16 protein-coding genes and 4 pseudogenes are annotated in these 19,753 nt (G+C 63.9%); 15 read left to right on the top strand and 5 right to left on the bottom strand.

All coding sequences use genetic code 11. The annotated features are described in order from the left end of the window. The first annotated feature begins 137 nt into the window (after nucleotides 1–137). Nucleotides 138–1,434, top strand: a pseudogene (locus AC2S9W_RS01840) (IS110 family RNA-guided transposase). A 209-nt stretch (nucleotides 1,435–1,643) separates the two neighbouring features. Here the strand turns inward: AC2S9W_RS01840 and AC2S9W_RS01845 are convergent. Continuing rightward, nucleotides 1,644–2,475 (bottom strand): annotated as a pseudogene (locus tag AC2S9W_RS01845) (IS3 family transposase); the annotation flags it as partial. A gap of 64 nt (nucleotides 2,476–2,539) precedes the next feature. On the opposite strand from AC2S9W_RS01845, the pseudogene AC2S9W_RS01850 reads away from it, so the two are divergent. The 7 genes and pseudogenes from AC2S9W_RS01850 to AC2S9W_RS01880 form a co-directional block, all read left to right on the top strand. Continuing rightward, nucleotides 2,540–2,890: pseudogene (locus AC2S9W_RS01850) on the top strand (transposase); the annotation flags it as partial. A gap of 449 nt (nucleotides 2,891–3,339) precedes the next feature. Then, a complete protein-coding gene (locus AC2S9W_RS01855; protein WP_067111971.1) occupies nucleotides 3,340–4,422 on the top strand; it encodes a helix-turn-helix transcriptional regulator in 1,083 nt (360 codons plus the stop codon). A 385-nt stretch (nucleotides 4,423–4,807) separates the two neighbouring features. Continuing rightward, a complete protein-coding gene (locus AC2S9W_RS01860; RefSeq protein ID WP_067111974.1) occupies nucleotides 4,808–5,842 on the top strand; it encodes a tetratricopeptide repeat protein in 1,035 nt (344 codons plus the stop codon). Further along, entirely contained in the window at nucleotides 5,775–7,067 is a 1,293-nt protein-coding gene (locus AC2S9W_RS01865; protein WP_156483101.1) for a hypothetical protein, read from the top strand. The genes AC2S9W_RS01860 and AC2S9W_RS01865 overlap by 68 nt, the downstream gene beginning before the upstream one ends. Before the next feature lie 22 nt (nucleotides 7,068–7,089). Further along, nucleotides 7,090–8,022: a tetratricopeptide repeat protein gene (locus AC2S9W_RS01870; RefSeq protein WP_067111980.1), complete on the top strand. Its 933-nt coding sequence runs from the start codon at nucleotides 7,090–7,092 to the stop codon at nucleotides 8,020–8,022. Nucleotides 8,023–8,024: 2 nt separating this feature from the next. Beyond that, nucleotides 8,025–9,401 carry a tetratricopeptide repeat protein gene (locus tag AC2S9W_RS01875; protein ID WP_067111983.1) on the top strand — a complete coding sequence of 459 codons (1,377 nt, stop codon included), beginning with the start codon at nucleotides 8,025–8,027 and terminating at the stop codon, nucleotides 9,399–9,401. A gap of 330 nt (nucleotides 9,402–9,731) precedes the next feature. Further along, nucleotides 9,732–10,556, top strand: a complete 825-nt coding sequence (locus tag AC2S9W_RS01880; RefSeq protein ID WP_156483102.1) for a hypothetical protein — start codon at nucleotides 9,732–9,734, stop codon at nucleotides 10,554–10,556. Between the two features lie 215 nt (nucleotides 10,557–10,771). On the opposite strand, the gene AC2S9W_RS01885 is transcribed toward AC2S9W_RS01880, so the two are convergent. From AC2S9W_RS01885 to AC2S9W_RS01900, 4 genes and pseudogenes are all read right to left on the bottom strand, one after another. Then, nucleotides 10,772–11,617: an Abi family protein gene (locus AC2S9W_RS01885; protein WP_255211501.1), complete on the bottom strand. Its 846-nt coding sequence runs from the start codon at nucleotides 11,615–11,617 to the stop codon at nucleotides 10,772–10,774. A gap of 297 nt (nucleotides 11,618–11,914) precedes the next feature. Then, nucleotides 11,915–12,841 carry a nucleotidyltransferase and HEPN domain-containing protein gene (locus AC2S9W_RS01890; protein WP_067111991.1) on the bottom strand — a complete coding sequence of 309 codons (927 nt, stop codon included), beginning with the start codon at nucleotides 12,839–12,841 and terminating at the stop codon, nucleotides 11,915–11,917. 65 nt (nucleotides 12,842–12,906) lie between these two features. Continuing rightward, nucleotides 12,907–13,032 carry a hypothetical protein gene (locus tag AC2S9W_RS01895; RefSeq protein ID WP_255211504.1) on the bottom strand — a complete coding sequence of 42 codons (126 nt, stop codon included), beginning with the start codon at nucleotides 13,030–13,032 and terminating at the stop codon, nucleotides 12,907–12,909. A gap of 28 nt (nucleotides 13,033–13,060) precedes the next feature. Continuing rightward, a pseudogene (locus AC2S9W_RS01900) lies at nucleotides 13,061–13,300 on the bottom strand (ParB/RepB/Spo0J family partition protein); the annotation flags it as partial. Here AC2S9W_RS01900 and AC2S9W_RS01905 point away from each other — a divergent pair. The 7 genes from AC2S9W_RS01905 (at nucleotide 13,299) to AC2S9W_RS01935 (ending at nucleotide 19,750) form a co-directional block, all read left to right on the top strand. After that, nucleotides 13,299–14,513 (top strand): TonB-dependent receptor, encoded by a 1,215-nt coding sequence (locus tag AC2S9W_RS01905; RefSeq protein ID WP_255211502.1) that lies wholly within the window; start codon nucleotides 13,299–13,301, stop codon nucleotides 14,511–14,513. The pseudogene AC2S9W_RS01900 and the gene AC2S9W_RS01905 overlap by 2 nt on opposite strands. A 372-nt stretch (nucleotides 14,514–14,885) precedes the next feature. Continuing rightward, nucleotides 14,886–15,218, top strand: a complete 333-nt coding sequence (locus tag AC2S9W_RS01910; protein ID WP_255211503.1) for an energy transducer TonB family protein — start codon at nucleotides 14,886–14,888, stop codon at nucleotides 15,216–15,218. A gap of 78 nt (nucleotides 15,219–15,296) precedes the next feature. Further along, complete coding sequence (locus AC2S9W_RS01915) at nucleotides 15,297–15,998, top strand: VIT1/CCC1 transporter family protein (protein WP_067111996.1); 702 nt, start codon at nucleotides 15,297–15,299, stop codon at nucleotides 15,996–15,998. 70 nt (nucleotides 15,999–16,068) lie between these two features. Continuing rightward, nucleotides 16,069–16,803 (top strand): cytochrome b/b6 domain-containing protein, encoded by a 735-nt coding sequence (locus AC2S9W_RS01920; protein WP_156483104.1) that lies wholly within the window; start codon nucleotides 16,069–16,071, stop codon nucleotides 16,801–16,803. An 85-nt stretch (nucleotides 16,804–16,888) separates the two neighbouring features. Further along, the gene (locus tag AC2S9W_RS01925) at nucleotides 16,889–17,566 is read left to right on the top strand and encodes a response regulator (RefSeq protein ID WP_067112000.1); all 678 of its coding nucleotides are present in this window, start codon (nucleotides 16,889–16,891) and stop codon (nucleotides 17,564–17,566) included. Further along, the gene (locus tag AC2S9W_RS01930) at nucleotides 17,563–18,579 is read left to right on the top strand and encodes a sensor histidine kinase (protein WP_067112003.1); all 1,017 of its coding nucleotides are present in this window, start codon (nucleotides 17,563–17,565) and stop codon (nucleotides 18,577–18,579) included. Before AC2S9W_RS01925 ends, AC2S9W_RS01930 begins: the two co-directional genes overlap by 4 nt. Before the next feature lie 58 nt (nucleotides 18,580–18,637). Further along, on the top strand, nucleotides 18,638–19,750 hold the full coding sequence (locus tag AC2S9W_RS01935; protein WP_067112005.1) for an efflux RND transporter periplasmic adaptor subunit: 1,113 nt from the start codon (nucleotides 18,638–18,640) through the stop codon (nucleotides 19,748–19,750). Nucleotides 19,751–19,753 lie beyond the last annotated feature (3 nt).

Raw genomic sequence — 19,753 nt, forward strand, 5'->3', positions numbered from 1 at the left:
CAGCCTTTCGAAGGGCCGCGATGCCTTGATGGAGACAAGGGCGCGTAGCGCCCGCCGGCTTCATCAAGGCAGTCATGACCGGCCAGCAGGTCTCTAAAGAGATGTTGTCGACACAACTCTTTGGAGGCTGACCGATCATGACCAAGCTGTATTCTACGCCACCCGACGCCGTCCTGGTAGCCATCGATATGTCGAAGCACCGCCAGGAGGTTCTCCTCGAACGACCGGAGGGCGGCCGCCGACGCCGTATGACCGTCATGGCGACGAAGGCGGACTATGACCGGCTGGCGGACGATCTGACGGCCATCGGTAGGCCCGTGATCGTCGGCTTTGAAGCAACCGGCAACTATCACCGCACGTTGGCGCATCGATTGCTGTCCGCCGGGTGCGAACTGCGCCTGATTTCGTCGGTCGCCTTGGCCCGGACACGCGAAGCGCTGCACAATGGCTGGGACAAGAATGATTCCAAGGACGCGCAAGTCATCCTGCACATGCTGAAGATCGGCGCGACCCAGCGCTATGTCGATCCGCTGGCGGCAGGGATCAACGATCTGCAGGAGATGTCGAAGACGCATGAAGCCATATCGAAGGCGAAGACCCAGACCTGGCATCGGATCCTCACGCATTATCTGCCACTGTATTTTCCGGAGATCGAGCGTTTCGCCGGCAACAGCCGGTCCGACTGGTTCCTGGCGTTGATCGAACGCTTCCCGACGCCGGGCAGCATCACCTCGATCGGACGCGAGGCGTTCACCGAACAGGCTTGGCCGCTGATCGGTCGCAAGGTCTCCAAGGCCCGGGTGGTCAACGATATTTACGAGACCGCCTGTGCATCGATCGCGCTGCCGATCGACGAAGATTCCACGGCGGTCGCCATGTTCCGCATGGTCATCGCCCAGGCGCGCACCCTGATTCAGCAGCGTAACGAGATCGAACGGATCGCCCATGACGCGCTGGCGACGAACAGCGATTATCAGCTCCTGCGCATGATCCCCGGTATCGGTCCGATCAACGCCCTGACGATCCTGGCCGAGGCCGGCGATCTGCGCCGGTTCAGCCACCATCGCCAGTTCCTCAAGTTCTGCGGCCTCGACCTCGCTACCTACCAGTCAGGGATATTTCGGGGGCGGACGAAGCTATCAAAGTACGGCAATGCCCGGCTGCGACGCACCTTCTGGATGGCCACGCAGGTCGCGATCCGACAACCCAACAACAGCTTCCGTGACAAGCTCTCCCGCTATGTCGATGGCCATGCCGACGACCCCGATCGCCGCCGCAAGGCGATGACCGCTCTCACCGCCAAGATGGCGCGCGTCGTGCACGCCGTCATCAAGACGGGAACCGAGTACCGCCCGTTCGTCGAACGGGCGGACACCAGATGGAAGGACCCCTCTCTGCTGTGCCGTGAGGGCGCTACGGCGACCCTGTAGATAATGTTCGGGCCTTCCATCTGGCATGCGTATCTCATCTTAAGGACGGTGAGGACCACGATCCCGATGATCGATGGATCCTGTGTTTGCTATGGCCGAGAGCGCCTTCCTTGACGATGGAAGCCATCTGGATCATAAAATCATCAGCGCCGATCACACTCGGCGCAACGAGACCTGCTGGCATTTTCCCGCTGCGCCTTCCCAACATAGGACGTTGTCCGACCTGATATGCGCCGGCGGCCCACGCGTGACGAACAGCTCGGAGAGTGCCGCCAGCACGTCATCGCTCCTGAGCTTGCGCGCGACCGGCAGCGCCGGCACTCCCGGCTCGCCTCGTCGATGATCGACAGGATCCGATATTTGCGACCATCGTGGGTCCGCCCTTCGACGAAGTCGTAGGACCAGACATGCCCGGGATATTCCGGCCGGAGCCGGATGCACGATCCGTCGTTCAGCCACAGCCGCCCGCGCTTCGGCTGCCTTTGCGGCACCTTGAGCCCCTCGCGCCGCCAGATGCGCTCGACCCGCTTGCGGTTCACATGCCACCCCGCATCGCGCAGCAACGCCGTCACCCGGCGATAGCCATAGCGACCATATTGCCGGGCCAGCGCGATGATATCCTCGGTGAGAGCGGCTTCGTCATCCGCCCCGCGAGGCGCCTTGCGCTGTGTCGATCGGTATTGCCCGAGCACGCGGCAGAGCCGCCGCTCGGACACCGGCATCATCCTTCTGATGTGGTCGATACAGCGCCTTCGGCGCGCGGGGCTCAGAAGTTTCCCCGGGCAGCTTCCTGCAATATCAGCTTGTCGAGTGTCAGATCCGAGATCGCACGACGAAGCCGCGCATTCTCCTTCTCCAGATCCTTCATTCGACGCGCCTGATCGGTCTTCAGGCCACCATATTCCTTACGCCACCGATAATAGGTCTGCTCACTGATCGCGATCCGCCGACATGCTTCAGCCGTCGTCGCCCCCTGCGCCAGCACAACCTCCGCTTCACGCAGCTTGCCGATAATCTCTTCCGGGCGATGCTTCTTGCTCGGCATTCCGTATCTCCTTCGTCGTCCAAAATATCATCAATTTTGGACCACTCAGAAGGGGGCAGATCACTTCCGTTACAAGGATTATCGCAAGTCCGGTGCGGGACGGCAGCAGGTCATGACGCTCGCCGCCGACGAGTTCATCCGCCGCTTTCTCCTCCACGCCCTGCCGCGCGGGTTCCACCGCATCCGCCACTATGGCCTGCTCGCCAGCGCCAGGCGCAAGGATCATCTCGAACGCGCCCGCCGCCTCCTCGATGTCGCGCCTTCCCCGACCGAGGAACCGACCGACGAGCCCCAGCCCCAGCCAACCTGCCCGTGCTGCGGCGGCACGATGATCATCATCGAGGTCTTCGAGCGCCGATATCAGCCCCGCGCGCCGCCGCCCACAGCGCTCCCATCCGGGAGACACGCACCGTGACCCGGCACGGCCCATCGCCTTCTTTATTCAGGGCACACCCGCGCCTGGAAGCAGACCCGCTCGCGCAGGTGCTGCCCATAAGCGGACATCGCACGCCCAAAATCCGCCCGTCCGCTTTTCAGCGTCCGCTTTCGCGGCCCATATCCAGACGGTCCCTTCTCAGATGCGCCTGCTTTTCGGCAACCGTCAGCCGCACCGGGCCGCGCGCAAAACCGCTTTCCCCATAGCTCAGCCCAGGAACCCCGCGGTTCGGGCATCGAAGACTTTCTGACGCCTCGCGGCGTCTGAAACTCTCAACGGTAGCGGATCGTCCGCTTGTCGCACAATGCTCCAGAAAAAGGCCGTTCGCGCTGCTTTCGCCGGGCGATCAATCAAGGTCCGTAAACGATCCGTAGTCTTGCCATTTGGTCGAAGGTAGCGAAAATGAATCGTTAGCGTGAGGGGGATCAATGCAGGACGGACTCGTCGATCGGATTTACGAATGCTCGGTGGTGCCCGAGGCTTGGCCAGGGGTTCTCGACGAGGTGGCGGCGCTCGCGGGATCGGCAGGTGGCCTTCTCTTTTCGGCGCGCAAGGCGCTGAATTGGACCGCCTCCGACCGTGTTGCCGACATCTTTGCCGCTTATGTCGAGGAAGGATGGTTCGGTAAATGCAGCCGGCGCGTCTGCCTGATGGGCCGCGAGGAGCCGTCCTTTTTCGTCGAGCATGATTTCTGGAGCGACGAGGAAATCGATGCAGATCCGGTCTATCGCGATTTCTTTCGACCGCGCGGGCTGGGATGGTCGGCGGGGACCGGGGTTCAGGTGTCGACCGGCGACAATATCGTTTTCAGCGTCGAGCGCGCCTTTTCGGACGGCCCGGTGGCGGCGGACAGCGTGGCACGACTCAACATGCTGCGCCCGCATCTGGCGCGCAGCGCGCTCGTCAGCGCGCGGATGCAGCACAAGCGCGCGCAGGGCGCCGCCGAGGCGCTGGCCGCGCTGCAACTGCCGGCCTTTCTGCTGCGCGCCGGGGGCGAAATGGTCGAGGTCAGCCCGCTCGGCACCGATGTGTCCTCGCTTGTCATTTGGGGCGCCCACGGCCGCCTGCGTTTGGCGGATCGGCAGGCCGATGCCCTGCTCGACGACGCGCTCGCATCCCTGACCGCGGCGCCCGAAGCCAGCGCACGCTCGTTTCCGGTGCGCGACGCGGCGGGAGACCCGCAACAGGTTGCGCATCTGATCCCGATCCGGCGCGGCGCACACGATGTTTTCGGCGATTCCTATGCCTTGCTGCTGCTGGTGCCGGTCGTGTCGGATCGTGTGCCGTCGGCAACGCTGATGAAATCGCTTTTCGACCTGACCCCTTCGGAAGCGCGCGTGGCCAGCGGCATCGCGCGCGGCGACACGCCCGAAGCAATCGCCGCGTCGGGCAGCGTCGCCATCAGTACAGTGCGCAGCCAGATCCGCAGCGTGCTCGAAAAGACGGGTGCATCGCGGCAATCCGACCTGGCCGGGCTGCTCGCCCGGATCGGCGCAACCACCCCGAACTGATCGAAAAATCGCTCCCTTTCCTCCATCTGGAGGATGAAGCGCACGCGGGTTTCGGCTCTAACGGCAATCGCTGACGGCGATCTGCGACCCACGGTCGTCAGCCGGCGGTGTTTCGGTCCCTTCGGGGCAGGGGCACCGCCGCCAGACATCAAGGCGATCGCCACCCAGCGGCTGCACTGTCGGGTTTCGCCAAGCGTTCGGAAGCCGAGCGCAGCTATCGATGGCTTTGAAACGGTGGGAAATTTCAGGGGGAAGCCCAATCATTTTTGATCGGCACAAGCGGACAGCCACGGGCGCGGGGTTTCATTGGCGGAAGGCATTATCGGATCGACGCGATATCAGCGTATGGCTGGTCGCGGCGGTTACGCTGCTCATATCAGGCGTCATGATGGCCCCGGCGGCAGCCGAAGAGGTGGCCGATCCGTTCGCGTTGCACCAATTCTCCTTGGCGGCGGAACGGCGGGGCGACATGACGCTGGCCATCGACGGTTTCGCGCGTGCTTGCGAAATGGGGCTGGCGCCGTCGTGCACCATGGCGGGGCTCGCCAAGCTGGACCGCGCGGAAGGTGCCGAGGCGCTGATGGACACGGCGCGCGATCTGGCGGCGGGGTGCCTCGCGGGAAGCGATTTTGCCTGCGCAAAAATGGGAGCGGCATTGGCGAAGACCTCCGCCCGCGCGACGGGCAAGGAAGGCTTTGTCGCGATCGCGCTGTCGCAGATGGGCGAAGATTGCCGCGCCGCGCCGGACCGTGGCGCGTGCCACGACGGTGCAGCCTTGTTGCGCGCCGAGGAGCGCGGTGGCGCGGACATGGACGCCGTCCATCGCTATGCTGCCAAGGTCTGCGCGCGTGAAGCCCGACCTGGCTGCCTGCCGACGACGGCGCCCACGGACGATGGTATCCAGCCCGCCGATCAAGCGTCCGCCCATTGCCGTTCCGCCCGCGCCGACGGCTGCGCCGCACTGCTCGACGTCCTGCTGAGCGGCGGCGACCCAAAGCAGGCGACCGGCGCGCTGGCAACGCTCGAACAGGCGTGCGCCGATCGCGTCGGCATCGCTTGCGCCAATTTGGGGCTGTTTTACTCGAACGGCCCGATTGCCGCGCGCGACGATAGCGCGGCGCGCCGCTTCCTGCGCGCGGGCTGCGACGGCGCGGTAGCGCAGGCCTGTTTCGCCTTCGCCGTGATGCACAAAAAAGGTGTCGGCGGCCCCGTCAATCAGAAGCGCGCGGTCGAACTGGTCGCTCATGCCTGTGATCTTGGCTGGGCCAAGGCTTGCGAAACGCTGGCGACCATCGTCGAAGGCGGCGAGGCGCCGATGCGCCCCGACCAAAGCCCCGGCGCGCTGCGCCAGCGTGCCTGCCGACTGGGCAGCGCCGGCGCCTGCAGCGCGGGCGCTTCTACCCCCACTTCACCGGTTTGAAAGGCGGACAGCCAGTTCCATGAAAATTCGCAAACTCCTGTCGCGCATTCCGGTCGTTCTCGCTGCTGCCGCCACGCTGGTGGCATCCACGGGCGCACAGGCGCAGAACAATGAGGAAAAACTGCGCTCGATGGCGCAATATTATGGCTTCGCCACCTATGCACTGGGAGCCAACGAACGCTGCGACCTGCTCGATGCCGGTGAGTATCGCGCCCTGATCGTGCTGCGCGACGCCTTGTCCGGCGACCTGTCGCGCGCAACCAAGAAAGAGGTGTTCACCTCGCTCAACCACGCACCGAAAGCAGAGAAGGAATGGGCAAAGGGATGCCTGTCGCAGCAGGCGCACGGCCAGCAATGGAACCTCATCAACACCGCCCGGTTGATCGTTCATGCCATAGAGGCGGCGCCGGCGGCAATGAGCGGCGATCCGGGCGAATGCCGTGTCGGGCTGGCCGATAAGCTTCCCCGCGCCGATTGGACCATCGTCGCCGAAATGGCGGCGCGCCATCACCTCGTCACGGACCGCGCGTCGTTCGAGTCGATGCAAAAGATGTTTGCGGGGCTCGTCGATGCGGATTGCGCGCGCGACGCAAAGGAATCGCGCTTCCTGCAGGCTGGCTTCGACTTTCTGTGGCATGTGGAGGATCATGCGCGGGTGACGGGCGGCAATGCCACGGTGAAAAGCCCCGGTTCGTCGCTCGCCGCCAAGTATCGGTCCATTGTCGTCGCGAAGGAAATGGGGCCGTGGCGTCTGCGGCGGGGCATCTTCACGGGGTCATTCGGGCGCGACGGGATCAACGTCTATCGGTTGGTCGAACGCGGCGATGCCGATACGGCCTTCATCAGCCTGACCAATCCGGGGCTGTTCCGCGATCCGCAGGGCGACCTTCGGTTCAGCCAGAAGGGGCGCTGGACCATCAAGCTGAAAGGCAATGCCCCTGCCGTCCAGTTGCGGCTGGACGATGGCGCCGTCATCCCCTTTTCGAAACTGGCGGGTGACGGGTCGCAAGGCATGGGTTCGTCGCGTTTCCAATTCGAAAAGACGTCGCTCGCCACGCTGAACGGCAAGCCGGATACGGCGGCTGTCCAGATTGCCTGGCAGAATGACGAAGGAAAATGGCTGCTTTTCCAAGGTGGCGGAGTGTCCCCAAAGGCAGTGAAGTTCACGCTGGGTCACCTCCGCGAGGCGATCGCCTGGGCCACGGTCCCGCGCCCGATCGATTGAAGATGACAAGGGACATCGAACGATGACGATCCGATCATGCATTTTGCTCGCGCTGGCCTGCGCGATGGCGCCCTTGCCCTTGCTTGCGGCAGACACACCCCCGCCCGCCGAGGTCGTTGATCTGGTTGAGGCCTGCGAGGTCGACCGTGATGCCGCGTCGTGCCTGAAGCAGGCGATCAGGCTGTATGAGGGCAAGAAACTGATCAAGGATGACCTGACCGCCCGCCGTTTCGCGGCCAAAGCCTGCGCGGAGCGAAGCGACGAAGGCTGCAACTTCCTGGCCGCGATGCTGGAAAAGGGCATCGGGGGACCGGCCGACAGGGAATCGGCGGTACGCAATTACCGGCGCGCCTGCGATGGCGGATATGCCAATGCCTGCTATAATCTGGGCCTGCTCTTCTATTACGAGGCGGCGGACATGGGGGAGGTCGCCGAAGCGCGCACCCTGTTCGCGAAGGGGTGCGACGGCAACATCGCCGTTTCCTGCAACAACCACGCGGTGATGCTGAAATTTGGCGAAGGCGGCCCCCGTGACCTGCCCTCGGCGCGCGGAATCTTTGACGCCGCCTGCACCGCCGGCAGCGTCGATGGCTGCACCAACTTTGGCTATATGCTGATGGTGGGCGAAGCGGGACCAAGCGACCTTCGGCGCGCGGCCACGCTGCTCGACGCCGCCTGCACCGTCGGCGCCGGAAATGCGTGCGACAATATGGGCGTCATGCTGATGAACGGCATGAACGGCCCGGCGGATTTCGCGCAAGCGGGGACATTGCTGCGCAAAGCCTGCGCGCTCGACAGCCACAGCGGCTGTTTCAATCTGGGCGAACTGCTGACCAAGGGGCCGGACCATATCCGCGATCCCGATGCGGCCGCGACCGCGCATCGCAAGGCTTGCCAGCTTGGCCACAAGCAAGCCTGTACCCTCACCAACACTCCAGCCCAATCCGGAGCATGAGCATGTCCTTTCCTTCCACCTCCCCGGCCCTCGGCCTGCTTCTGGCGCTGACGACGCTCGCTGGACCGGCCCATGCCCAAAGCGGCGGTCTCGACGATCTGGCGGGCGGCCTCGCCGCGGAATCCAAGGAAGCGCTCGCCGCATCCGAGGCGCGGGTGAAAGCCTGGTTCGCCAATCCCGAAGTCCAGGCACTCAAAGCGCGCGCCGACGGTGGCAGTGCCTCGGCGCAGGTTGCGTTCGGCGACAAGATGCGCGCCGATCTGCTCGGCGAATCCTGGTCGCGCGAAAAGATCCAGCAGCAGATGCTGAAATATTACTCGCTCGCGATGGAACAGAATGAAGGCCTCGCCTTCGCGCGCGTGGGGGAAATCGCGGAATCGCCCGATGACAGCTGGAAGATGTTCCGCGCGCGCGATCGCGGCGAGGCGCTATCCTATTATGAAAAGGGCGCCGCACTCCGCAATCGCGAAGCCGTGGTCGGCTATCTGCGGATCGCGCTCGACCCGAATTATTGCAGTTTCTGCGAGGACAAGGGCGAACTGAAATTTGATTTCCCGAAACTTAAGGCCGCCGGACTGTTCGACAAGGGTCCGGGCGAAGTTTCGATCGCCTATCGGACGGAAAAGACCGGAGTTTTGGCCAAGGCCATCGAATATGCCACACCCGTCCGGCTGCGACCGGGCGATGCCGCAGCCCATATGCTGGCCGCGAACTATCTGACCGGGGTGCAATATCCGTGGAAAGCCGGGATCGGCATAACCAAGGAACAAGAACCCCAGTGGCGATCGCTTGCGGGCGACTATCTGCTCCCCCGTAACACCGCAAAGGCGATCGCGATCTTGACCGAATTGTCGGGACGCGGCGACAATCTGGCCAGCCGCAAGCTCGCCTCGCTCTATTTCACCGGCAGGAATGACGGCGGCGGCGCAGTGCTACGCGATTATGACAAATATATCTTCTACATGGACCGCGCGGTGACCAACGGCAGCGTGCTCGCCGCCAACGATCTGGGCTTTGAACTGTTGTCCGGCCGCAAGCTCCCCGCCGATCACGCGCGCGGTTTCGAATATATCGCGAAGGCCGCGCTCAAGGGATACGGCCCCGCCGAACTGTCGGCGGGCTATGCGCTGCGCGACGGCCGCGGCGTGACGAAGAATGAGGCGCTGGCGCTGGAAATGTTCAAGCGCGCCGCCGACCATGGCGAACTCGACGGGGCGGTGCAGGCCGCGGCAATGTACCGCGCCGGCCGCGGGACCACGAACGGGCGTGTCGAAGTGCCCAGCGCCTATGCTTATGAAAAGAAAGCCGAGGCGATGCGAAAGCTAACGCCGGAAATGGCGGATCTGATCAAGCGCGGGCATCGCGACAAGTTCGAATGATCGACAAGGCCTGCAACGCTCAGGCTCACGACGGCCCCGGTAAAGATGGAGAACGAAATGCGATTGACCAGCCCATTTTCCTTTCTGGCTCTTCTGGCTTGCCTGCCCCAGCCGACCCAAGCTCAGGACATCGGCCAGGCGCAGACCCTTTTCGAGCGCAGCGATTATGTCGGATCGCTTCGGATCGCCGAGCCGTTGTGCCGCGGCGGCGACAAAGACAGTTGCATGCTGGTGACAAAGCTGTTGGTGGAGAAAGCCAAGCCGACGTTCAACTTGCCCCGATTTGTCGAAATTTCGACCGCAGCATGCCAAACGCCGACCGGAGCCCCCATGTGCGGCGATGTCGCGCTCGTCGCGAGCGGCCTGGCGGAAGGCTTGCCGCCTTATACCGATTGGGCAGCGGTGGCGATCCCCGGCAAACGCGGTTGCGCCTTGGGCGACGCGCGGTCGTGCCACGCGATGTCGCAACTGCTGACGCACAAGGCCTCGCCCGCGCGCAACCTCGTCGCGTCCATCCCGTTCGGCCACAAGGCGTGCGAGGGCGATATGCTGGCCGGATGCTTCAACCTGATGATCGCCGTGCAGGAACTGCCCGACCCGGCGCTCGGCCAATATGCCGACGACTATCTGCTTGCCTTCGACCGGGCCTGCCGGCTGGGGACGACCAAGGCGTGCAGTGAAGTCCCGCGCGCGCGGAAGATGAAGGAGCGGGCCGTGCGCTATGGCGCGGCGAGCGCCGTTCACATGCTCTATGTCGACAATGGCATCGACCAGGGGAATTGGGGCGGAGCGGTGATCCACGCACTCGAAGAATCGCGGGCGCCCGCCGTCATCGAATATGCGGTCGGCCGGGTCGCGGCGGCAGGCAAGATGACCTACGTGCGCCAACAGGATCTGCCGGCCATCGCGCGAATGCTCGGCAACAGTTCCGCGGCGCAGTCGGCGCGCAATGAAATGACGCGGCGGTCCGGGCTGGCGGCCACTCCTTCACCGGCGCGCCCGGCAGCCGATAATAGTAGTAGTTCCTATACCAATCCGGGAGCGACCGGCGCCCGTTCAGGCTACAGCCGCTGCACGGCGAGCAACGGCAAACAGGGCAAGCGATACTGGTATTATGGCTTCGACAACAAGGTGACCTATGGCGCCTGCATCTGAGAAGAGGTCAACGCAGCAATGAGCATGCGGAGATCCCGATCTGCCCTTCGTCGAATGGTCGCTTAGACGGTTGGGGAGATCGTCGCCGGAACGACCTGCATCGGGCGCAGAGTAGCTGTAGTCTGAGTGTCAGTCGAATGACCGCTTCCGGGCATTGGCACATCGCGGCAGGAATGGCCGACAACAGGCGCAAAGCCGACCAGTCGTCTTGCCCATCAAACTTGCCAAAGTGGCCGCTGCAGCCAGTTCGCGGGAAAACCCATCGATCGTATATCGCCCTCGGGATGGGTCGCGATGTGCGCCGCCACATCGGCAAGCCAGGTCGAGTCCGGCGCCACGGTATTGATGACGTGGCCGATCATGCAGATGCCGTTGTAAAGCTTCGCCGGTGCCTGAGTGGCATTCTGGTCGATGGTCGCCTGTAGGGATTTGGGCTTTTGCGCGAGCTTCGGAGGCGTAAGGAAGCCCCGGTTCCACAGCCGGCCGTGATGCGCGCAGATATTACGGATGTCGGTCACATGGCGGACCAAGGGCACGAGAACGGTCTCCGGAAGACCAAGGGGCGCGGCGATGCGCGTTCGAAGAGCGCGGTCTGCGAGGCTCGAATACCAGCGCGAAAGGTGACCGAAGGACATCATTTCTGCGACCATCCAGACCGGCGGCAATGCTGGCAGATCGTAGTTTTGCCGATAATGCTTGATATAGGTCTCGTTCGAACGCCCCACTTCGCCAGCCAGTTTCGAGAGGCGAAGGTGATAGTCGGTGCGGTCGCTATAAAGACTGGCGTCGAGATAGCTGTGTCCATCGCCAAGCCCAGCCAGATGATAAGCCCAGCTTCCGCGCAATGCCACTTCGACATGCTCGGTGCCGCGCATCAAGAGGCGCCGGAGTAGCCGATCGAAATCATAGAGGGCGGTGACGCGTTCGAATGTCGTGCCCGGAAGGAAGCGCGGCCCCACCTGTCCCTTCGGATGTTCGAAATAGAGCCAGTAGGCGCTCAGCCGGTAGTAGCTCACATGGCGGAGCCACGCCTCGGCCGCCGGCTCGTCGGCAACGATCATGCCATTTGCCCGGAGGTGAGCGATTTGCTGCGTGTAGGTGAGAGTCGGTTTGGAATAGGCGCGTGACATTGACCGTCGTCATGCGTCAATGGCGCCCAAAATAAAAGACCCGCCCAGTGTGCATATCCTTGCGGACAGAGGCCGGGCGGGTGCGATTGATGCCCACATAGGATAGACAAGCGAACAAATCAATAACAAGCGTTGCAGCGCAACACGAAATAGGACCCTTCCACCCCGGCGTCACGCGAACGAAGGAAGGAGCGTCCCCAAGGCCCTGCCAAGGGTAGCCACTCCACATCAGGCCGTCGGAATACGGGCCTCCAGTTCGGCGATGCGCTCGGAACAGATCGCATGCACCGCGCGGCCGAGCTCCTCGACATGCGCAGCGAGCCACAGCAGGTCCGCCTCGCTGATGCGATAATGTTTCGAGTAGCGGGCCTTCACATAAGCCTCCTTCAGCTTCTCGAAGCGCGCACGGTCAGCCTTTAACGTGCGGGGCCACGCATCCACGAGCCGCATGTCGATCCGCTCTGCTTGCGTCCGCAAAAAGCCGAGATTGTGAACGTGCGGTGTGTAGAAGGTGCAGACCAGCAAGACACAATGATACAGGCGCTCGACGGCTTGATGGGTGTCAAAGGCAGCATCCTTGAAGTGGCCTTGTTCGCGATAATATTTCGCTCCGCCGAAGCGCTTCATCGCTGCCGGAAACCACTCCTCAAAATATTCCTTCGCCATCGCCAACGCCTGCTCAGGCGTCTTCGGCTTCGGCGTGTGCAATTCCTTATCGTCAAATTCGTAGAGCGCGATCCCGTCGCGCGCGACGTCCATGAAGAAATAGCGCCCGTGCGCCAGCCCGTCGTTCACCTCCTGCAGGGTGTGAACGATGAAATTCACCGGTGTGTGCAGTGTCTTGTCGATCGCAAGTTCGCGGGTCAGGCGGTCCTCGAGTTTCGACCAGAAGTCGATCTTGTCGGTCAGGCGCTTGTCGTTGACGATGATCAGCAAATCGAAGTCCGAGCGATAGCCCTTCGCCGTGTGCGGCTCGTCGACCCAGCCGCCGCGGGCATAGCTGCCGTAGAGGATGATCTTGTCGATCCGGCCCTTTTTCTTCCAGCCCATCGTCGAAAGCGCGACGGCATCTTCGAATTCTTCGAAGATGATCGCCTTTACGCGCTCGAGCTCGCGCTGCTTGTTGGCCGGAAGATGATCGAGATCGGTACGCATCGTTCCTTCCTTCTGTGGTCACAAGCTCGCCCGATGGCAAGCATGGTCGGGTCCAGATCGAAACCTCATGGCGCTTCGCGGATGCGGAAATCCCACACGGGGATGCCGAACGCCCGCGCCTTGCCGACGATATTGTCCTGGATGCCGGTGCCCGAGAAGACGATGAGCCCGGCGGGCATGGCGTCGATCATGCGCTCGTTGCGCTTGAAGGGAGCCGCCTTTCTGCTTCACCAGCAGTTCGAGCGCGCGGAAGCGCCGGCCTCCGGCCGGAATTTCGAACTGCCCCGTTTCCTGCCCTTCGCCATCGAGCAGCGGCCGCACGTTGAGGCTCTGGAGCAATCCGCGGCGGGCGATGTCCGCCGCCAGCGTATCGAGCGATACGCCTGCCTTCACGCGCCGCACATTGGACTGCGACAGGCGCAAGCGGTCGAGAGGAATGTCGCGCGACGGTATGCCCATGAACACCGAGGTTCATAGCGCCGGCTATACGCTCAAGGGCGACATTATGCTGTCCAATCGCGACACGCTGCGTCTCGGGAGCGAATTCCACCACCAATGGCTCAATGACTACTGGCCGGCGGTCGCGGGCCACATGATGATGGGGCCGAATACCTATATCAATGTGAACGGTGCGAAGCGTGACCGGCTTGGCACCTTTGCCGAATGGGAGGCCAAGTGGACGCCGCAACTGACCACCTTGGTCGGCCTCCGCAACGATCAGGTCTGGATGAACACCGGCGAGGTCCAACCCTATTCCACCTCGATGATGAATATGGCTGACGCGATGGCGGCCACCGCGTTCAACGCCGCGGATCGCAAGCGGGATGACAGCAACTGGAGCGCCACGGCCCTTGTCCGCTATGCGCCGAGCGATCAGGCGACGCTCGAACTGGGCTATGCGCGCAAGAGCCGCTCACCCAACGTCTATGAACGCTACAGCTGGGGACGCGGTTCGATGTCGAGCCGGATGATCGGCTGGTTCGGTGATGGCAACGGCTATGTCGGCAATCCCGCCCTGAAGCCCGAAAGGGCCGATACGATAAGTGCCGCAGTCAGTCTGAAAGGCGCCGGCGCCAATGGCTGGACGCTCAGGATCGCGCCCTATTACACGCGCGTCCATGATTATATCGATGTCGTGAAACTGGCCGATTTCACCAATATGATGGGCACGCCGACGGGGTTCGTGCAGCTTCGGTTCGCCAACCGCGAAGCCGAGCTATATGGCGTCGATGTCTCGGGATCGCTTGCGCTATGGCAGTCGTCATCGGCTGGCACGGCGAAACTGACCGCAACGGCAAGCTGGCTGCGCGGGCGTAATCTGGACGACGGCGGGTCGCTCTATCATCAGATGCCGTTCAACGCGACGTTTGCGCTGGAGCATAGGCTCGGGGGCTGGGAGAGCGCGGTCGAACTGGCGGTCGTGGCGGACAAGAACCGGGTCGACGCCACGCGCAAAGAGCCCCGAACGGACGACTATGCGCTCGTCAATCTTCGGACCGGCTATTCTTGGGGTAAGTACCGGCTGGGCCTGGACGTTCAGAACCTGTTCGACAAGGGGTATGATCTGCCACTGGGCGGCATGTCGCTCGGCGATTACAAGGCGACCGGCGACTTGCGGCCGGTGCCTGGTCGAGGCCGCTCCTTCAACATCGGCCTTACTTCGAAATTCTGAGGCATGGCCGCTAGTCCGGCATATCGGCTGACCCAGGCGAGCGATACGAGGGCTTTCGGGTTCCTCGTGTCGCTTGTGCTACATGCGAGTGTTCTTGCGGTCTATAGCCTATGGAGTCACAGTCCGCGTCTTGTCCCCGAAAGGCGGGAGGAACTCCTCACGGTCACGGTCATGGCGCTGCCTTCGCTCGAAACCGAACAACCGCCTGTCCGCCGACCGAATGCCGCCCCCAGACCGGCAAATCAGCTGACGCCCCCCAATACAACTCCAGCGACACGCGCGGGGCAAGGGCCGCAGGCGTCGCCCGATCGGCCCGCCTCCGATCAGGCTGCCTTGACGCTACCTGTCGCACCGTCGCCTTTGCCTGCCCGCATGAACGTCGACATGCCGCTTCCCCAACCTGCTTCGCCGCAGACTGCGTCATCAACGCTCAGCGCCGCGCGTGCGGCCTATCTTCGACGGTTGTGGGAATGGATTGCCGCCCGACGCCCGGCGGGCCTCCATCTTGAAGGCGAGGCGCTGATTAATTTTTCCATCGGTCCTGATGGCGCCTTGCGCGGACTCTCGCTCGCGCAATCCAGCGGCAATACACAACTTGACCGGCTCGCCCTTCGCACGGTTCGCCTGGCGGCGCCCTTTCCGCGCCCGCCAGAAAGCCTCGATGCGGAAAAGCTCGATTTCGTCCTGCCTTTCCATTTCAATTAGCGCCGGAAACAGCATTGCGTCAGGAACTGGTCAGCAAATGCGGTCATGGTCTTGTGCCGACCCTTGGCTGGAGAACCCATGACCCGCTTGCACATCCATCCCGAACGACATGCGGTATCGCGTATCGGCTGGCTCCGCGCGGCCGTCCTTGGCGCCAATGACGGTATCGTTTCCACTGGAAGCCTGATCGTCGGTGTTGCTGCTTCGGGAACGGATCGATCAGGCATCCTCGTTGCCGGCATCGCGGCGCTTGTCGCCGGCGCCATGTCGATGGCCGCCGGCGAATATGTCTCGGTCAGTTCGCAGGCCGATACCGAGAAGGCGGACCTCGCCCGCGAAACGGCGGAACTAACCACGCAGCCCGGATTCGAACGGCAGGAACTGGCGGATATCTATATGGCGCGCGGCCTGGACCCCGATCTTGCGTTCAAGGTAGCCGACCAGCTCATGGCGGACGATGCGCTTGGGGCGCATGCCCGCGACGAACTGGGGATTTCCGACATATCCACGGCGCGGCCGTTGCAGGCGGCACTTACATCCGCCGCGACGTTCAGCGCCGGGGCGATCATGCCGCTGGCGGTGGTCACCGCCGCGCCGGGACAGCAACTGATACCGCTCGTCGTCGCCGTTTCGCTTCTGTGCCTCGTCTTGCTCGGGGCGCTTGGCGCGAAGGCGGGCGGCGCCCCGGTCATGCGGTCGATCGTCCGCGTCACGTTCTGGGGCGCTCTAGCGATGGCGTTGACGGCAGGCGTGGGCGGCCTGTTCGGAGCGGCTGTCTGACGTGATCGCTGCCCCGCGTTCGTCAGCGCGCCGTCAGCAATCGCTCTTATGGCAAAGGCCAAGGAGACAAATGATGTTCATGGCAAAAACGAGCCGCAGCGACAGTTTCAGGGTCTGGGATGCCCCGCTCAGGCTTTTCCACTGGCTGCTGGTCGCAGCCATCACGATTGCCTTTTTGTCCTCGGAAGGGGACAGCCCCATCGCGGACTGGCACATGGCCGCAGGGTGGACCGCCGCCATGCTGCTTGCCTTTCGCCTTGTCTGGGGGTTTATCGGCGGCGAACATGCGCGCTTCGCCAATTTCGTGCGGCCGTCCCGCCTCCTGTCGCACATCCGGGAACTCGCGGCGGGTCATCCACAACGGACGATTGGGCACAATCCGATGGGCGCGCTCGCCGTTCTGGCGTTGCTTATCGTAACCGGCGCGGTGCTGTGGACCGGCATCCAGGTCGACGCGGGGCAGACCGACGAGGATCTTCACGAGGCGATTGCCTATGGCCTGCTCGCACTCATCGGCGTTCATGTCGCAGCGGTGGTACTGATGTCCGTCTTCACCCGCGAAAATCTCGCGCGCGCCATGGTCACCGGCCGCAAGAGCGCCGCTCTGCACCCTGGTGCCCACGATGCCCGCCGACCGGCCGTCGTCGCGGTGCTGCTTGCCGCCATGGTGATGGGGATGACGGTGTTTGGCATCCTGCGCTACGATTCCGCAGCGTTCAGTGCGCAATCGCACGGTGAGGCGAAGCAAGGGCATGAAATCGAAGGTGGAACAGCCGTTCAAGGCGAGGATAATGACCGGGATTGAGACGGCCTCTTTCGATCCCGTCGCGGGACTGATCAGATCGCAGGACGGGAATTGAGGCGGGATCGTGCTAGGAAAGCCGACATAGATGCGCATTCTTGTCATAGAGGATAACGACCGGCTGGCGAAGCTGGTTGCGGACGGCCTTCAGCGCCGGGGCTTTTCGTGCGACATCGCCACCAGCCTGTCCGATGCGGACAGCGCACTGGGCGGCGCGGTCTATGACGCGATCGTGCTCGATCTCGGCTTGCCGGACGGCGATGGCGTCACTTGGCTGGCGAACCGCCGCCAGTATCGGCAAATGCCGCCCGCGATTATCCAGACCGCGCGTGGCGCGCTGGAGGACCGGGTCACGGGGCTTGACGCCGGCGCCGACGATTATGTCGTCAAGCCCGTCGAGATCGACGAACTGGCCGCGCGCATTCGCGCGTTGCTCCGCCGCCCCGGCCCGCGCGTGCAACCTGTGCTGGAAGCAGGCTGCCTGCGGTTCGACACGGCGGCGCGCACGGCGCACCGCGGAGACTGCGCCATAGATCTGTCCCGCAGGGAGGCCGACCTCTTGGAACTGCTGCTGCGGCGGGCGGGCACGGTCGTCCGCCGCGAGACGATCGAGGACGCGCTCTACAATTTCAACGAGCCGGTGACGCCCAATGCCGTGGAAGCGGCGGTCTCCCGCTTGCGCCGGAAGTTGGACGAGGCTGGCGCCACCGGCGCGCTCCACACCATTCGCGGAGTCGGCTATATGCTGAAGGATGTCGCGGCGTGACCTATCGGCGCTCCGTGTCGCGCAAACTTGCGCGAGGGCTTGCTCTCGTCGGCCTTGTCGGCACCATCTTGTTGCTTGCAGCGGTCGTCTTTTTCTACAGTTTGACATTCGACGATCTGACGGCGCAGGATGCGCTGATCAATGCCGTGCGCGAGATGCTGGAGCATGTCGCGCTTCCACTGGTCGTGCTGATGGTGCCCGTCGCCTTCGTCGTGCGGCGCGTGATCCGACAGGCTTTTGACTCCCTTGAGGAAGCCGCAACCGCGATCGAAGCAGCGCGTGGGCACGAACGCGGCTTTCGCATAGACACGTCCCATCTGCCAGCCGAAGCGCTGCCGTTCACGGATGCCGTCAATGATCTGCTCGGCCGCCTCGACGACGCTGCCATGCGCCAGGAAGCCTTTGCCGCCGATGTCGCCCATGAACTGCGCACGCCGCTCGCGGTGCTGTCGCTCGAATTCGACCGGCTCGATCATGACGACGCCGCGCGCCTCAAGCATGACGTTGCCGCGATGCGCCGCCTGGTCGACCAGCTCATGCTGCTCGCCCAGGTCGATGCCGCCGCCGCCGCGCAATTCCCGCTGGAATCCGTGTCCCTTGTCGAGATCGCGCGCGATGTCGTCAGCTTCCTGGCCCCGGACATCATCGCGGAAGGGAAAGCCATCACGCTCGATGCAGGCACCGCGCATCCAGTGGCGCGGGGCCGGCGCGAAGCGATCGCCGCCGCCTTGCGGAATCTCATCGAGAATGCTGTCCGTGTGACGCCACCGGGGGGCACGGTGAATATACGGGTTGGCCCGGATCCGGTGATCGCGGTGGGCGATGGCGGCGAGGGCCTCTCACCCGATCGGCTTCGCGAGCTCGTGCGTCGGCACAGCCGGGCGGACCATGCCAGCACCAGCGGCGCCGGGCTTGGCCTGGCGATCGTCGACCGGATCATGGCGGCGCACGGCGCACGGCTGACCACAGATCCTGCCGCGCGGGAATTGTCTCTGCATTTCCCCGACACCTGAAGCGCCAAGCATTGCGACCCGTCAGGGTTTCGTCAGTTTCGCGCTCTAGGCGAAGCCTATGTCGAAGCGGAACTATGTCCTTGCCGGCCTTGCCGTCATCGCGCTGGCGCTGGGGATCTGGTGGCTTGCCGGGTCCGGCACGGTGCCTGAACCCACCCCTTCATCTTCCGAAGCCGGGCAAGCGGCGCCGGGCGTTCTGCCCGTTGATCGCAAGCAGGCCGCTCAGCTTGGTATCCGCCTGGCGCCCGCCGTCACCGCGAGCGAAGCCCCCATCGCCGTCATTCCGGCGGTGATTCAGCCGCCCGCCAATGCGCGCGTGGCCGTGGCCGCGACCTTTCCCGGCGTGGTCATGCGGACGCTGGTGGTTGAAGGCGATACCGTCCGGCAGGGCCAGCCGCTTGCGGTTATTTCCAGCCGCGACGTGCTGACGATGGGGGCTGACCTGACGCGTGCCAATGCGCGGGCGAGCGTTGCGCGGTCGAACGCGGCCCGGCTCTCGCAGCTTGCCCGCGAAGGTATCATCGCGGGCGCGCGGGCCGATGAAGCCAATGCGCTGGCGGCCGAAGCGGGCGCGGATGTTGGCGAAAAGGCGCGCATCCTTAAAATGGTCAATGGCTCGGGCACAAGGGGCACCTATACGCTGACCGCGCCGATCGCCGGGCGCATCACCACCGCCGGCATCCAGGCGGGCTCTCCGGTGGACGGAACTACCGCGCCTTATGTGATCGACGCCGCCAATCGCTATGAGGCTGTCGGCCAGTTGCCCGAGCGGCTCGTCGGTACGGTACGGCCGGGCATGAGCATATTGATCGAACCCGGCATCGCCGGGCGCGTCACCGCCGTCGGCTCGACGGTAGACCCCGCCACCCGTTCCGCCATGCTCAAGGCCGAGATTCCCGCCGGGCCGGGCATCATCGCTGGGCGCGCGACGAGCCTGTCGCTGTCCGGGCCGGCTCCGGCCGGCGCCGTCAGCGTGCCCAGCGAGGCGATCGCCATGATCGGGGACAAGGCTATCGTCTTCGTTTCCACTGGTGACGGATACGCGGTCCGCGACGTGAAGATGGGCGGTTCCGCTGGGGGACAGACCGTGCTGCTTTCGGGCGTCAGGCCGGGCGAGCAGGTGGTCATTTCCGGCACGAGCGCGCTCAAGGCGCTCGCTTTGTCGCGATAGGTC

Source organism: Sphingopyxis sp. 550B (assembly GCF_057401805.1).